This window comes from Shinella sp. JR1-6, assembly GCF_004284735.1.
In the GTDB taxonomy this organism is placed as follows: domain Bacteria; phylum Pseudomonadota; class Alphaproteobacteria; order Rhizobiales; family Rhizobiaceae; genus Shinella.
Genome location: NZ_SHMI01000038.1, coordinates 1 through 13,592, shown reverse-complemented (window position 1 = coordinate 13,592; position 13,592 = coordinate 1). Strand labels below are relative to the sequence as shown.

At 60.1% G+C, this 13,592-nt stretch carries 11 protein-coding genes and 3 pseudogenes; 13 read left to right on the top strand and 1 reads right to left on the bottom strand.

Annotation, left to right across the window (positions count from 1 at the left end):
• The first annotated feature begins 62 nt into the window (after positions 1-62).
• The 7 genes and pseudogenes from EXZ48_RS35090 to EXZ48_RS31065 all read left to right on the top strand — a co-directional run bounded on the left by EXZ48_RS35090 (position 63) and on the right by EXZ48_RS31065 (position 4,378).
• Positions 63-810, top strand: a pseudogene (locus EXZ48_RS35090) (hypothetical protein).
• A 98-nt stretch (positions 811-908) separates the two neighbouring features.
• Complete coding sequence (locus tag EXZ48_RS31095; protein WP_050746849.1) at positions 909-1,163, top strand: type II toxin-antitoxin system VapB family antitoxin; 255 nt, start codon at positions 909-911, stop codon at positions 1,161-1,163.
• Entirely contained in the window at positions 1,163-1,549 is a 387-nt protein-coding gene (locus tag EXZ48_RS31090; protein WP_130520856.1) for a type II toxin-antitoxin system VapC family toxin, read from the top strand. Before EXZ48_RS31095 ends, EXZ48_RS31090 begins: the two co-directional genes overlap by 1 nt.
• Before the next feature lie 449 nt (positions 1,550-1,998).
• Positions 1,999-2,370, top strand: coding sequence for an antitoxin Xre/MbcA/ParS toxin-binding domain-containing protein (locus EXZ48_RS31085; RefSeq protein ID WP_130520854.1), 372 nt, complete (start codon positions 1,999-2,001; stop codon positions 2,368-2,370).
• Positions 2,336-2,881 (top strand): RES family NAD+ phosphorylase, encoded by a 546-nt coding sequence (locus tag EXZ48_RS31080; RefSeq protein ID WP_371687686.1) that lies wholly within the window; start codon positions 2,336-2,338, stop codon positions 2,879-2,881. The genes EXZ48_RS31085 and EXZ48_RS31080 overlap by 35 nt, the downstream gene beginning before the upstream one ends.
• 117 nt (positions 2,882-2,998) lie before the next feature.
• Positions 2,999-3,277: pseudogene (locus EXZ48_RS31075) on the top strand (transposase); the annotation flags it as partial.
• Positions 3,278-3,748: 471 nt separating this feature from the next.
• On the top strand, positions 3,749-4,378 hold the full coding sequence (locus EXZ48_RS31065) for a hypothetical protein (RefSeq protein WP_130520850.1): 630 nt from the start codon (positions 3,749-3,751) through the stop codon (positions 4,376-4,378).
• A gap of 26 nt (positions 4,379-4,404) precedes the next feature.
• Here EXZ48_RS31065 and traA read toward each other — a convergent pair whose 3' ends face one another.
• The gene (gene traA, locus EXZ48_RS31060; RefSeq protein WP_130520848.1) at positions 4,405-8,142 is read right to left on the bottom strand and encodes a Ti-type conjugative transfer relaxase TraA; all 3,738 of its coding nucleotides are present in this window, start codon (positions 8,140-8,142) and stop codon (positions 4,405-4,407) included.
• Between the two features lie 270 nt (positions 8,143-8,412).
• On the opposite strand from traA, the gene EXZ48_RS31055 reads away from it, so the two are divergent.
• The 6 genes and pseudogenes from EXZ48_RS31055 (at position 8,413) to EXZ48_RS31030 (ending at position 13,573) form a co-directional block, all read left to right on the top strand.
• Positions 8,413-8,715 (top strand): mobilization protein, encoded by a 303-nt coding sequence (locus EXZ48_RS31055; RefSeq protein WP_130520845.1) that lies wholly within the window; start codon positions 8,413-8,415, stop codon positions 8,713-8,715.
• A pseudogene (locus tag EXZ48_RS31050) lies at positions 8,712-10,380 on the top strand (type IV secretory system conjugative DNA transfer family protein). Before EXZ48_RS31055 ends, EXZ48_RS31050 begins: the two are co-directional and overlap by 4 nt.
• A complete protein-coding gene (locus EXZ48_RS31045) occupies positions 10,367-11,287 on the top strand; it encodes a HEPN domain-containing protein (RefSeq protein WP_130520843.1) in 921 nt (306 codons plus the stop codon). The pseudogene EXZ48_RS31050 and the gene EXZ48_RS31045 overlap by 14 nt, the downstream one beginning before the upstream one ends.
• Before the next feature lie 379 nt (positions 11,288-11,666).
• A complete protein-coding gene (locus tag EXZ48_RS31040; protein ID WP_245462411.1) occupies positions 11,667-12,398 on the top strand; it encodes a ParA family protein in 732 nt (243 codons plus the stop codon).
• A complete protein-coding gene (locus tag EXZ48_RS31035; RefSeq protein ID WP_245462410.1) occupies positions 12,395-12,706 on the top strand; it encodes a hypothetical protein in 312 nt (103 codons plus the stop codon). The genes EXZ48_RS31040 and EXZ48_RS31035 overlap by 4 nt, the downstream gene beginning before the upstream one ends.
• 228 nt (positions 12,707-12,934) lie before the next feature.
• Positions 12,935-13,573: a calcium-binding protein gene (locus tag EXZ48_RS31030; protein WP_130520841.1), complete on the top strand. Its 639-nt coding sequence runs from the start codon at positions 12,935-12,937 to the stop codon at positions 13,571-13,573.
• Positions 13,574-13,592: the final 19 nt, after the last annotated feature.

Genomic DNA, 13,592 nt, shown 5'->3' with positions numbered 1-13,592 from the left:
AGCACGGCGGAGGCCGGCGGTATTTCAACCACCGTCGTTGCCGCCCTGTCAAGCGCCCTCCCCTGCCGGGACACCTACAGGATCTGACCAAACGCGCCCGGGCTATGTCGAAGCCGCCAGCTCAGCCAATACACAGCGGGCCGATACCGCGGACTGGCGGCACTTTTCCGCTTGGTGCCGACGACAGAATCTGTCCCCTCCCCCGGAACCGGAAATCGTCGGACTCTACATTATCGCCCGCTCCTCCGCGCACGGCTGAGCGTGACGACAAAGTCAATGGCGTCTCAACCATCGAGCGGCGCCTCTCGGCGATCGTCTGGAATTGTTCCCAGCGCGGCACGCCGCACTGCCCCGGCCGAAGGAAGCGATCTTCCCAAAAAATCTGATCGCCATGCTGGAGACGCTTACCCGCGGTTCGTTGCGCGGGCTTCGCGACCGGGCCATGATGCAGTTGCTCGGCTTTGCCGGCGGTCTGCGTCGCTCGGAGATCACCGGGCGCGACCTTGGCCGCGACCAGACAGACGATGGGCGCGGCTGGGTCGAAACTTTCGACAACGGCGCGCTGGTGTCCCTGCGTGGCTCGTCCGACGTCACCTGCCCTATTGCAGCACTGGAGCGCATAGATAAATTTGCCCCGCTCGCTAGAAGGAAGCACTCGCCGCCGGCATGTGTGGCGATCTTTCCGAGGCAGAGCGCGGCCAGCTTTTTGCCGGCCATTTGCTGCGCGCGCGCCTTGCCTCCTCGGCTGTCGAACAATTCCTAGCTTTCAAGGCGTCTCAGATAAATCAGAGATCCATGAAATGCGGCTAGCTGAGGAGCGCGAGAACCCAAGATCCCGGGGTTCTGGAATTTCGGCACTATTCACGCTATAGGTGGATTATATATAAGAAGGAGCCTGGATACCTACGATGGCACTTAGTATCAAAGATCCGGAGACGGAGAAACTCGCACGCGCACTCGCTGCGCGAACCGGCGAGACCATTACCATCGCGACGCGGCGTGCGCTCGAGGAGCGCCTCAAGCGGACCGGGTTGCAAGCGAAGAAAGCAGCCTTGATCGAGGACATGGAAGCAATGCAGCGCCGCTTAAGCGCCCTGCCTGTCCTTGATCACCGAAGCCCCGATGACATCATCGGCTACGACGAAAATGGGCTCCCAACCTGATGGTGATCGATACCTCTGCAATCGTGGCAATCTTCTTTAATGAACCCGATGCTGCGTCCTATCGGAGTCGCATCGCAGACGACTCCATTCGACTGATTTCGGCTGCGACCCTCCTCGAAGCCGCGATGGTGCTAGAGGGCCGTTTCGGCGAGGCGGGCGGAGCCGAGCTCGATCTTTGGCTGCATAAGGCCGAGATCGAGGTCGTGGCAGTAACGGCAGAGCATTCCGATCAAGCTCGCAGGGCCTGGCGCCGCTATGGTAAGGGCCGTCATCCCGCAAGCTTGAACTATGGGGACTGCTTCTCCTATGCGCTGGCGACCTTGTCGGGGGAGCCACTGCTCTACAAAGGCAACGATTTCAAACAAACCGATATCCAGGCGGCATGACCCGTCACGGTGAAATCGCTGCGGAGGAGGATCTGTCGGCGCTCGCGTCTCCTCCTCCCATGCCGCCTAGCTGCAGGTCTTGACTGAGCGCGCTCGAGGCTACATCGAAGCGGCGAGCTCGGCGAATACCCCAACCACGCTGCAGCTGTTCTTTCCAATGTCGATACCCAACATGAAAATCTGCATGGCTTGGCTCCTTCCCGTTCAAGAGAACGGCATCATACTCAATGTCCTCGGAAGGGCAGGCCATCCCATAGGCAAAGCCGGCACGTCCTACCAGTCCGAGAAATAATCGCTTGCCTTCTGTAGAACTTTCCATTGTGCGACTTGGCGATAGCCCCACGCGATAGAGCGGCCGGAGCACCCTCAAGTCACGCTTTGAGCTTGAATTGAGCACATAATGTGCTCATATTGAGCGCATGGATATCAAGTTAAGTCAGGAGCGTGTCATGGCAGCTCAAAGTTTGGGAATGTCGGCGACTCATTTTGGTGAGGCGCGATCACAGTTCCTGTCGGCTCGCCGCGTGTCGGAACTGCTGGGTGTCACCCAAGCCGATCTGGCACGGCTTGTTGGCGTCGCACGCAACACGCTGACCGCGCGCTCCGGTGCCCGCAAGGTCGATCAGGCGCTCAGCCCCGTCGTCCGCATCCTGGCGATGGCCGCTGAAATGGCCGGCGACGAAAGCCGCGCAGCGATCTGGTTCAAGCATCAGCCGATACCGGGCTGGGCCGGCAAGACGGCTTATGACCTAGTCGGCGCGGGCAAGGCGGACAAGGTTCTGGCCTATCTGGAGGCGGTGCGCTCCGGCGTTTATGCCTGAAGCAGGCTCACGTCAGCAGCGGACCTTGTGGCGGGCCTTCGTGCCCCGCTGGGCCCACATACCGCTTTCGGGCGAGGGTGCTGAGCGTTTTGGCGGACGGTGGAATCCTGTCGGTGCGGCGACGCTTTATGCGGCCTGCGAACTATCGACCGCCTGGGCCGAGTACAACCAGGGTTTCGTCCAGCATCCGGCGCTGATCGCCCAGCTCGAACTGTCGGAGGCGAGGCTGGCCGACCTGACTGATGCCGCGATGCTGGACGAGCTCGGCCTCGATGCCGGCATCCACAGATGCGAGTGGCGCACCGATCTCGACGCGGGCACGGTACCGCAAACCCATCTGCTGCGGCAGCGCTTGCTGGACGAGGGCTTCGATGGCGCCGTCTACCCGTCTTTCATGTCGCCCGGCGGCAGTTGCGTCGCCTTGTGGCACTGGAGCGGTCCGGGTAAGCCATCGCTCAAGGTCATCGATCCCGACCAGCGCCTGCCGAAGACACCGGCCTCCTGGCTCTAAAGCTGGTCTGCGCGCAGCCTTGTCACGCCAGCGCCATTATCGTTGAATCGGCTTCTGCCGCATCCGTCACGATGTAGTCGTGTCGGGTCAAGCGCGGTTGTCCCCGGCAAGTTCTTCGATGCCGGATATCGCGGCCACAATGCGCCGGACAGCCACAAATTCCGGGTCTTCACTGCCGGGCAGAAGCGCCGCGTCACGCCTGCCATCAAGCGTCAGATGCGACGGCGATCAGCCGTCGAGCCCGTCATCGGGCATCTCAAGAACGAGCATCGCATGGACCGCAACTATCTCGCCGGAAAGCAGGGCGATGCCGTCAACGCGCTTCTCGCCGCCGTCGGCTACAACTTCTCGCTTCTGCTCAAGTGGATCAGACAACTTTTGTGCCTGATCACCGCGATCATCGCCACGTTTCTGCCGAAACAGGCGCTCTCCTCCGCACCACCATCACGTTTGTGCGGTATAATCGGCACGGTTGCACTCCAGGCCAAAACTGCACCAATTAAGGCATTGGCTTTTTCAGCCGGACGCCGACACCCCCACCATTTTCCGGGATAAACTCTATGCCGGCGTCTTCCAAAATTGCTTTTAGATGGTCAACTGTCGCTGGCTTGAGACCTTCGCCCCGCTCAAAGCGAACAAGTGTACTGGTCGAAACCTTCGCGCGCTTGGCGAATTCGACGATACCCCATCGAAGAGCAGCACGGGCCATACGGAATTGAGTAGGCGACATCAGAATGACCAATTTTTGGCGATTCCTATTGCTTCGCCTGTTTTTCAGAGTACTATGGGACTTCAGTAGACGGCTAGACAGGGTGTAAGAGGCCCTGTCCAGCCTGACCACACCCAAGCTAGCGAAAGCTTTGGATCATGGCTGATTCCGAGAATAGCAGAATTTTGCCTTTTAAAACCCGCCGAAACATACTTTCGGCTGGGGCAGCGTTCTTCATGGCCGCTGCAACAAAGCAGGCATCTGGCACGCCCCGCACCCCTCCGGAAAGCGACGCCTCTCTTCTCGCTCTTTGGCGCAAGTGGAACAGTGCCCATCAGCGGCGGTGTGAGTTGACCGCACTCCAACGGCAGCTCGAAGCAAAGCTCTCGGAGGTTACGGACAAGCCCTTGGTTGCGATGCATATTCCTGGTGAGGAAATGCCTCTCTTCGTCTCCTCTGTTGAGGAGATCGAGCAAGCTCTTCCGGGAGCAGAGACCGTTGAGGCCAGAAACACTGCCGTCGAGCAGCTACGGTCTCTCCAACACGAATGGAACATTACAAGGTGGGAGCTTGGATACACTCAAGCTTGCGAAGAGGAGGTGATAGCGGACAGATTAGAATGGGAATTGGCGGAAGCTCTATGGCAGAGTTCCGCCAATTCCCTTGATGGCGTAGTGGCCAAACTGCATTCCATGATCGAAATGCAAGACCCAAATGCCTTCATGACCGACACCCCAGTACCAATGCTGCGCTCGATCCTCGCTGATTTGATGCGGATCGGCACCTGAGTTTCATTTCAGAAACGCCGACACTCCTATCTGCTTAATCCAGGCCCTTTGGACTGGGAAAGCTGCAGTTTCAGGGCGTGATCGTGGCTCAACTCAGCCATCCTCGTGCGTTCGACCACTCGGGCTACAGACTTGATGTGCTCGGCTCGCGTCACAAGCTCTGGGCGCTGTTCAAGCTCCTTGGCAAAGTTTCGAGGATCTGAATAACCAAACCGGTGCTTGAGCGCCTCGGCAACCCGCCTGGCCTCTTCGAGCGCGGCCTTGCCCTCCGGCGTCGAACGTAGCTCATCAATGAGCTGGCTGCGCTTGCCAATGGGCGCCTTGTCCACCCGATCGAGAATTTCGGCACTGCGAGACGTAAGGCCAGGAACCTCGACCACATCGCGCTTTTCGCGCTGCCACTGCTCGGAGGCCCGTTCTTCCCCAAGCCGGCGCTCCCAAGCCTCGGAGGCATAGCCGATATGGGCAGAAACTGCCTTGGCATAATGCAGCGCGGCCTTCCGCTCCTTGTTGTCCCCCAACAGACCGGACTTTCCGCGCAGTTCCCCAAACCGTTCCGGTTGCTCGGCCATGGCCTTCGCCATCACCTTGCCGTTACCCTCTTTCTCTGTGACGGCGACGCGCAGGCGCCTTGCGATTTCGGCCGGATCGCGGAACACATCGCGCACAATCGACTCCACGACTTCAAACCTTTGCTCGATGATGGGCATGGCCTTTTCGCGCGCGACGTCTTCAATGCTGCGATCGTGGCGCGTGATCGCCGGTACCAGAGGCTCGGGTGTACCGGCCTTGCTCGACCCAAGCCCCTGCGCCTGGTGATCGCGGCCCTGCTGTGCACCGGCGGCTACCGGTGACATGATTTCCCGCCAGTCTATCCGCCGCTCGCCCTCCTCCCCCCCTTCTCGGCCGTCCGGGCGGACTTCTCCACGATTATGGGCTAAATCTCCCCGAGGCTCCAAATGGGGGTCCTGCCCGAGATCTGCGCCAGCTTTCATCGCCTGCTTCCAGGACGCCTCCGGTTCTTTTTTCGCCCGCAGCCCAGCAGCACGATCGGCCCGAACGTCGACCTCACTGCGGACGCCCATTTGTTCCGCAATCCCCTGGTCGGCTGCGATCCCCCGCCGTTCGGCAAAGTCCTTGGTATAGTCGAGCGTGGTTTCCTTCACACCCGACCTCGACAGGCGACGCTCAAGCTGGTCATAGGCCAGCTCGCCGGCATTCTGAACCTTCCATGTATTCCGATGCGTTTGCGTGCCATCGCGCAAAATGACGGGGGTGGAGCCTAGATGCTGAAGGCCGATCATCTCCCCGATGTCAGGCGCGGCCTCCTTCATGGCCCGCGCAAGATCTACGCTCCAAACGGTGCGGCGTTCGCCCTTGTCGTTTTCCAGCGCCACGAAATAGCTGTCGCCCTTGCCTGGCTGGTGATCGTAGGGCGCAACGCCATGCTCGACCAGGCGGCCCGAAGCCACCATTTGGCTAGCATTGGCGAACTCGTCCTGGGCGGCATAGAGTTGCACCCCGTCGCGATGCCGGGTCATGGCGACATAGGCCAGATGCCGGTCCATCGTCCCCGACGCCAACACATAGGACCGATCGACCGTCGCGCCCTGGTTCTTGTGGATCGTCGTCGCATAGCCGTGGTCGATCGCCTGATAGTCGCCCATCGGCACAGACACACTACGCTCCCGGCCGCCGTCGAGCTGCACCACGATCATGGGGCCGGCACCAAATCGATCAGGCTCGACGCTCTCAACGGTGCCAAGCATCCCGTTCTTCACACCAAGGTCGCGATTGTTCTCCAGGAATACGATGCGGTCGCCCGACGCGAACTCGCGCCTCCCGTCATTGGTCTGGAAGACCAGCGCGCCGACGTTCTTGCCCTCGCCGCCTACGTCAGCCCGCGCGAGCTCACCCCGGTCCTGTAGCTCCGTCCGGATCGCGTCATTGATGGCGCGAACATCGACCCGGCGATGCGCCATGGCAACCCGGGTGCCGTTCGGACGCTCGTCACGATCGGCAAGGTAATCGCGCACGATCTGGCAGCGCGCGTCCTCGCCGGTTTCGGCAAAGCTGATATTGCCGTGATCCCGATAGGCGGCCAGTCCCTCGGCCGTCCGGTGCGTGGCAAAGTCAACGGAAGCCTCCCGCTGCCAGTCCACGCGCTGCCGGCGAATCTCGGACAGCTCGGCATGGCCGATTTCCTCCGTGATCGCCCGGAACGGCGCGCCGGCCCCGATCGCCTGCAACTGCTCATGGTCGCCGACAAACACGATCTTCGCCCCCCGCGCCTCGGCCTCGCCAACAAAGCGGGCGAGCTGCCGGCTCCCGACCATCCCCGCCTCGTCGATCACGAACACGTCGCCGCGGCCGAGTGCATAGCGGTCCCCACTATGTGGGGTTTCCCAACTGCGGGACCATGACGCGAGCGTGCGGCTCTGGATGCCGGAAGATTCCTCCAAGCCCTCGGCCGCCTTGCCCGACAACGCCGCGCCGTGAACCTGATAGCCCTCGGCCTCCCACGCCTCGCGCGCGGCGGCGAGCATGGTGGACTTGCCAGCGCCGGCATAACCGACAACGGCCGCGATCCGCTCCGGTCCGGTGATATGCTCGATCGCCCGGCGCTGCTCGTTGGACAGCCGGGCGGAAGCATCGCCAGCGCTGCGCTGAATGGCGGCGTCCTGCCGCTCTATCGCCCGCTCGATATGCCGGCGATCGACGCCATGACCATGCGCACCGTGCATCCGCTGCGCGCTCTCGATCATACCGGATTCGATCTCGACCATTTCGCGGGTCGAATAGCGCGCAAGCTCGATTTCGCCCGTTACCGGGTCCGCTCGCTCGGCCTGCAACTCCACCAGCGCCGGCGAGGCCATCACCTTCGCAAAGGCGCTCTGGAACTCCTGCGGGTCGTCGTTGATGTAGCGATGCAGCGCCCGCGCAACGTCGTGCCGATCGAACACGCTCTTTTCGCCGGTGATGAGGGTCAAAACCTGTTCCGGCTTCTCCCGGATCAGCTCCGCATTGCGCCGCGCCGCGTCCTCGTCAATGCGTGTGCGCGATACGTCCATGCCCTTGCGCTGCATCTGCGTGGCATGGACACCCATATGCTCCGTCGGCTCGATCTCAAGCCCGCGCTCCATATGCGAGCGATGATCGATCCGGATATCAAGACCGGCCCGCGCAAGATGCTCGTTGGCAATCCCCTCCCAACGCTGGCGAAGGTCGCGAAGCTGTATGTCAGTCGTTGGCAGGTCGTTCGACAACAGCCATTTGTTTTCGCGCTCAAGATAGGTCTTCTCGCCTAGACCGCTCTCACCAACCTGCCGCGTCGTCATCATCACATGCGCATGATGATTGCGAACGTCGCTGGCGTCATGCGGCGCATGGATCGCAAAATCCACCGCCGCGCCATAACGGTTTGCCAATTCCTGCGCGAACCCCCGCGCCGCCTCCAGCCGCTGCTCGGCCGAAAGCTCATGCGGCAAGGCCATCTCGAACTCCCGCGCAACGCGGGCGTCCTTCCGCTTCTCGGCAAACTCCGCGGCGTTCCACAAGTCCGACCGATCCCGCGCCCAATCCGCCTCGACGCCTTCCGGCAAGACGATCTCCGCATATTCCACGCCCTGCTTTGCCGTGTAGTCATGCGTGATCCCGTCGCGCTCGTTGGTCAGCTTCTCCCCGGCACGATAAGCCATAGAGGCGACGGCGCTACGACCGCTCGCCCGCGAAACTGGCTTCATGCTCAAATGGTAGATCGCCAACCTGTTTCCTCGATCCTGTTTCCAATTTTCCCGCCAGCCTCCAAGCTGGCGGCGCGCTGAGTTGCGTAGCAACTCGTAAGTGCGCCCTTCTTAATTCAATCGCTACGCTCTTTCGTTGCTCGGTGTGGCGCTTGAGTTAACGCTGATGCAGTTAATTGATAGTCGGATTGTGCTGCAATTCCGGGAGATTTTCAATCGGAACAGGCAAATATCTGGAAATGATCGTGAGAAATGATAGTCTCGGCGCTGAGTTGAGACAGAGGTGATGCGATGGCGCGCAAGACGATCGAACAAAGATTGGCCGAACTGGATGCACAGCGCGCCACATTGAAGGCCCGTCTATCGAAGCAGGAACGCGCCAACGACACGCGCCGCAAAGTGCTGCTCGGTGCGTTCGTCCTGCACCGCCTTGAAGGTGACCCGGATCAATTCTCGCGCGACCTGGGCGAATGGCTGCGCCGAGAACTGCCCGGCTTCCTGACCCGCGACGGCGACAAGGAACTTTTTGCCGATCTGCTCGCCGCCGCACCCAAGGCGGAACCCGCAGGCAACAACGGGGAGACGCCCTCATGAGCCAGACGGGACTTGCGTGGGCCGCATTCAAGAACATGCTATGGGCCGCTCTTCGCAATCCGTTGTGGGCGTTCCTGTCTCTGCTCGCCATGCCGTTCCGCGTCTGGAAACCGCTGCTGCAAAGTTTCTTCATTCTCTTCGTCATCCTGTTCGTGGTCGGACTGGGCGGGCGCATGGTCCTTCGCGACTTCGGCGGCTTCGGCCCCGGCTCCATTCCAGTCATTGCCTGGGATGGCGTCACACTGCTCATCATGGCCGCCACCGCCTTCCGCCTCATCACCGCCCCGATGATCCTCAATTTCGGGGACGTGGAAGGCGACACCCATGGTTCGGCCCGTTTTGCCACGGGCAAGGAAATGGCACCGCTGGCCCGCGCCGATACCGGCCTGCTGATCGGCCGCGATTCCAAATCAAAGCGCCTGCTGCGATATTCCGGCCCGGCCCATCTGCTGACCATGGCACCGACGCGCACCGGCAAGGGTGTGGGGACCATCATCCCGAACCTCATCACCACCGACCGCTCCGTGATCTGCATCGACCCCAAGGGCGAAAATGCCAAGATCGCCGGCCGCGCGCGCGAACAGTTCGGACCGGTCCATGTGCTCGATCCCTTCGCCGTCACCGGCAGGCCCTCGGCCGCCTTCAATCCGCTCGACGCCCTCGACCCGGCCGGCCTCGATGTCGCGGAAGACGCAAGCACCCTGGCCGACGCCCTCGTGTTCGATGAACCCGGCATGGCCGGCGAAGCGCATTGGAACGAGGAGGCCAAGGCGCTCATTGCCGGCCTGATCCTCCATATCGCCGCCAGCGAGCCGCGCGACAGGCGAAGCCTCGCCACCCTGCGCGAAGCCCTCACCCTCGCCCCCGAAACCTTCGCCGCACTCCTGAAGGACATGCAAACGTCAACCGCCGCTGCCGGCCTGGTCGTCCGTGCCGCAAACCGCCACCTCGGTAAATCCGACCGGGAAGCCGCCGGCGTCCTCTCCGCCGCGCAGCGCCATACCCATTTTCTCGATAGCCCGCGCATGGTGGCCGTCCTCGGCCGATCGGATTTCCGCTTTGCCGATCTCAAGCACCGCAGCGCCTCCGTCTTCCTCGTCCTGCCGCCCGATCGCCTCGCCACCTAATTCCCGATGGCTGCGCCTGCTCGTCGCCCAAAGCCTCACCGACATGGCGCGCGATCCCGCCAAGCCGGCCGCCCCGGTCCTCTATCTGCTCGATGAGTTCACCGCGCTCGGCCACCTCGCTCCCGTCGAGCGCGCCATGGGCCTTATGGCCGGCTATGGCGTCCAGCTCTGGCCCATACTGCAGGACGTTCACCAGCTCCGCGCCACCTACGGCCAGCGCGCCGGCACCTTCCTGTCGAACGCCGGCGTCCTTCAGGTCTTCGGCGTCAACGATCACGACAGCGCCCGCCTGATTTCCGATCTGCTCGGACAGGAGACGGTCGTATTCCAGACCATGAGCCGCGCCCTCGATGCCGCAGAAAGCCGCATCAACTTCGGCGAGCAGCACATAGCCCGCGCGCTGCTCACGCCGGACGAAGTTCGCAACTTGCCCCAAAATCTCGAACTGCTGTTTCTCGCCGGCCAACGGCCCATCGTCGCCGGCAAGCTCGCCTATTACGCTGATCCGGAATTCAGGGGGCTCTATGACGCTGCCTGACCGTCTCGCCCATCTGCCCGACAAGAAACGCCGCGAGCTGGAACGGGTCGCCGCGATTCTGTTCGGGGAATTTGAGGAGGTCCAGAAAACCAAGCTCTCCGAAAAGGCCAGGCGCGGCCGTATCCTCAAGCTGGTCCTGTTCGGCTCCTATGCGCGCGGCGATTGGGTCGAAGATCGCAAGAGCGGCTACCTTTCCGACTATGACCTTCTCATCATCGTCAACGAGGAGCGTTTTGCCGAACAGTATGAGGCTTGGGAGAAGGCCGGCGAGCGGTTCTTGCAGGAGCTGACCATTACCCGCCAACTCGCCACGCCTGTAAACTTCATCGTCCATAGCTATCAGGACGTGAACGACCAGCTCGCCCGGGGCCGCCCCTTCTTCGTCGATATCGCCCGCGACGGCGTGGTGCTCTACGAGGCCTCCGGCTTTCCCCTCACCTCACCCAAGACTTTGACCCCGGAGGTAACCCGAGACCTCGCGCGGCAGTACTTCGAACAATGGTTCCCGGATACGGCCGAGCTGCTGGCAGGCGCAGCCTTCTATCGCGACCGGGGGAACCTCAACCTAGCCGCCTTTCAACTCCACCAAGCTACCGAACGCCTCTATCATTGCACCCTGCTCGTCCTGGCCCTCTACAGCCCCAAATCCCACAAGCTGACCTTCCTTCGCTCCCAGGCCGAAAGGATCGCTCCGCAACTCATCGGCATCTGGCCGCGCGATAGCCGGTTCGCTAAGCGGAGCTTTGCCCGCCTTGATCGCGCCTATGTCGATGCGCGCTACTCCCCGGCCTACGAAATAACCAACGAGGAATTGGTCTGGTTGATCGATCGTGTGACCATGTTGCAAAAAACCGTGGCCAAGGCCTGTATGGAGCGTCTGGACGGCAACAAACCGGGCGTACCATGAGTACAAGCCAATTGCCGTGCGCCGAAGCCATTCACTGGCGCTCCTCCAGCTCTCTATAGCATAGCGTGGAAACTTGTTTGCCTCCTGGCGAGTGCGGCTCACGCCGCCTCACTAAACCGGAGATTGGTGAATCGGCTGATCGCTCAATGGCTTATTGAGCGATGCGCTTAACCAGATAGCCGCCTATTCACTGACTGCAGCAACCCAGGCCGCCCCCAGGCAACCAAGCCGCAGCACTTCACTCTTGCCACGCAGGAGCATGAGCTATGATAGCGGTATAGATATCAAGTGATATTGACTTCAGATAGCATGCATATTGCAATCTAAATGCTATCCAGTTGCGATATGAATGCTATTTGATAGCTTTCAGAAATCATTCATGCATTCAAGCTATCAGGTACGCTTGATAATCAATAGGAGACGAGCCATGCCGGTAGTGTGCGCAGCCAACCCCAAGGGGGGCGCGGGTAAATCGACGACCATCCTGGCCATAGCCTCGACCCTCGCTCAGCAGGGTGGATCCGTCACGATCATCGATGCCGACCCCAACAAACCGATCACCGACTGGCGAACGGGAAAGAGCAATCTTCCGATCAAGGTCATCAGCGAGGCGACGGAAGGCAATATCCGCGACCTCATCAACACCGCCGCCGCCGAGGCACAATTCGTCTTCGTCGATCTCGAAGGCACAGCAAGCCGCCTTGCATCACGCGCAATTATTCGCGCCGATCTCACCCTGATACCATTGGGCGGCAGTGCTCTCGACGCCAAGCAGGCCGCACGCGCCGTCGGCCTGGTGCGGGAAAGTGAGGAGGACATCGGGCGTAAGCTGAATTTCACGCTCGCCTTCAATCGCACAAGTCCTCCGCCATTCACACGGCGTATCGAGCGAGAGATCGCAGATCAGATGCGAAGCAATGACCTGCCAGTTCTCGGCACCCATCTTTATCGCCGCGAGGCCTATAACGCCATGTTCATGGAACGGCTCAGCCTCTTCGAACTCGACGCCAGGCAGGTGAACGGCCTGGAAGCTGCAATCGACAACGCCGTTCAGTTGACGGAGGAGGTACTCGAACTCCTTCGTGGCGCCGCGACGGAAAGGGCAGCATGATGTCCAACGATCTCGGATTTGGAAAACCAAAGAAACTCGATCTCTCTGGCTTCGCACCCCGCCCCGCGGAAAAGGCACCAGCGCAGGCCGAACAGGAGGCTTCCGATCGTGCAGCCGAAAGGGTCGGCTTCCAAAGCCGCGAGCCGGTCCAAAGGATCAAGCGCATCCGCAAGACGAGCGAGCCTTTGGACCAAGCGTTCGTGCGTGCGCCGATCGATGTCATCAACAGGTTTAAGCAATACTGCAACGACACTGGAATGTCCTACGGCGAGGCACTGGATGAGTTGATGCGGAAGGCGGGGCTCTAAAATGCCCCTCCTTCTAATCGACAGTGTTGGGTAGGAAGAGGGTAAGATCGTGTAAGCCAAACTGCGGTTATTACCCGGCAGCATTCTACCCCTCTCACGGTCCATGCTCCCTGTTTTACGCCCATTTACTGCAAACAGATGGCCAGAGCAACCGCATACGTAACTAAGACGCTCGCTACGTAATCTCCTAAGATTTCTCCGACAACTCACAATCCGTTGGAGGATACTATGAGTACGGAAACGACAGAGGTAACAAGCGAAATACTGGGTTTTGCTGACACAGGGGATTCCAGAAACAAGATTTTAGGAGATACACTAATTTATGTATCGAGAAATACATCTGGAGACGCAGACGTACAAGTAGATTTTCTAGGTGATTTTGGTGATTTGACAACACTGTACCCAGATGAATGGTTTTCTCTAAGCATAGAAGGACATGATCTGGGAAAATTTCAAGGGATCCAATCACAATATACGACATCGAATTTGACTATATCATCCTCCGATTGGAAAAATATCATAAAAGACGGAACCATCGGCATTACATATACGATGGGTCCTGAGGTAGACAATCTCGACACTAACCCCAACGAATTTATTAAATTAAAATTTTCTTGGGAAAAATCTTCCCCCGGAGAACCATCGCCCACCCAAGTCTCGGGTACGAAAGCGGACGATATTCTGACCGGCACTGATGGGAAAAACATTATCTATGGTTTGCTGGGCAACGATACAATTTCCGCGGGCGGGGATAACGACATTGTCAAGGGTGGCTTGGGTGATGACAAAATCAATGGTGGCAACCACTCATACCAACGAGCATTGATCATGACCTGTGTGCCCAGTCTCGTAGGCCGATGGACATAATCTTCCAAGGTTGATCGAT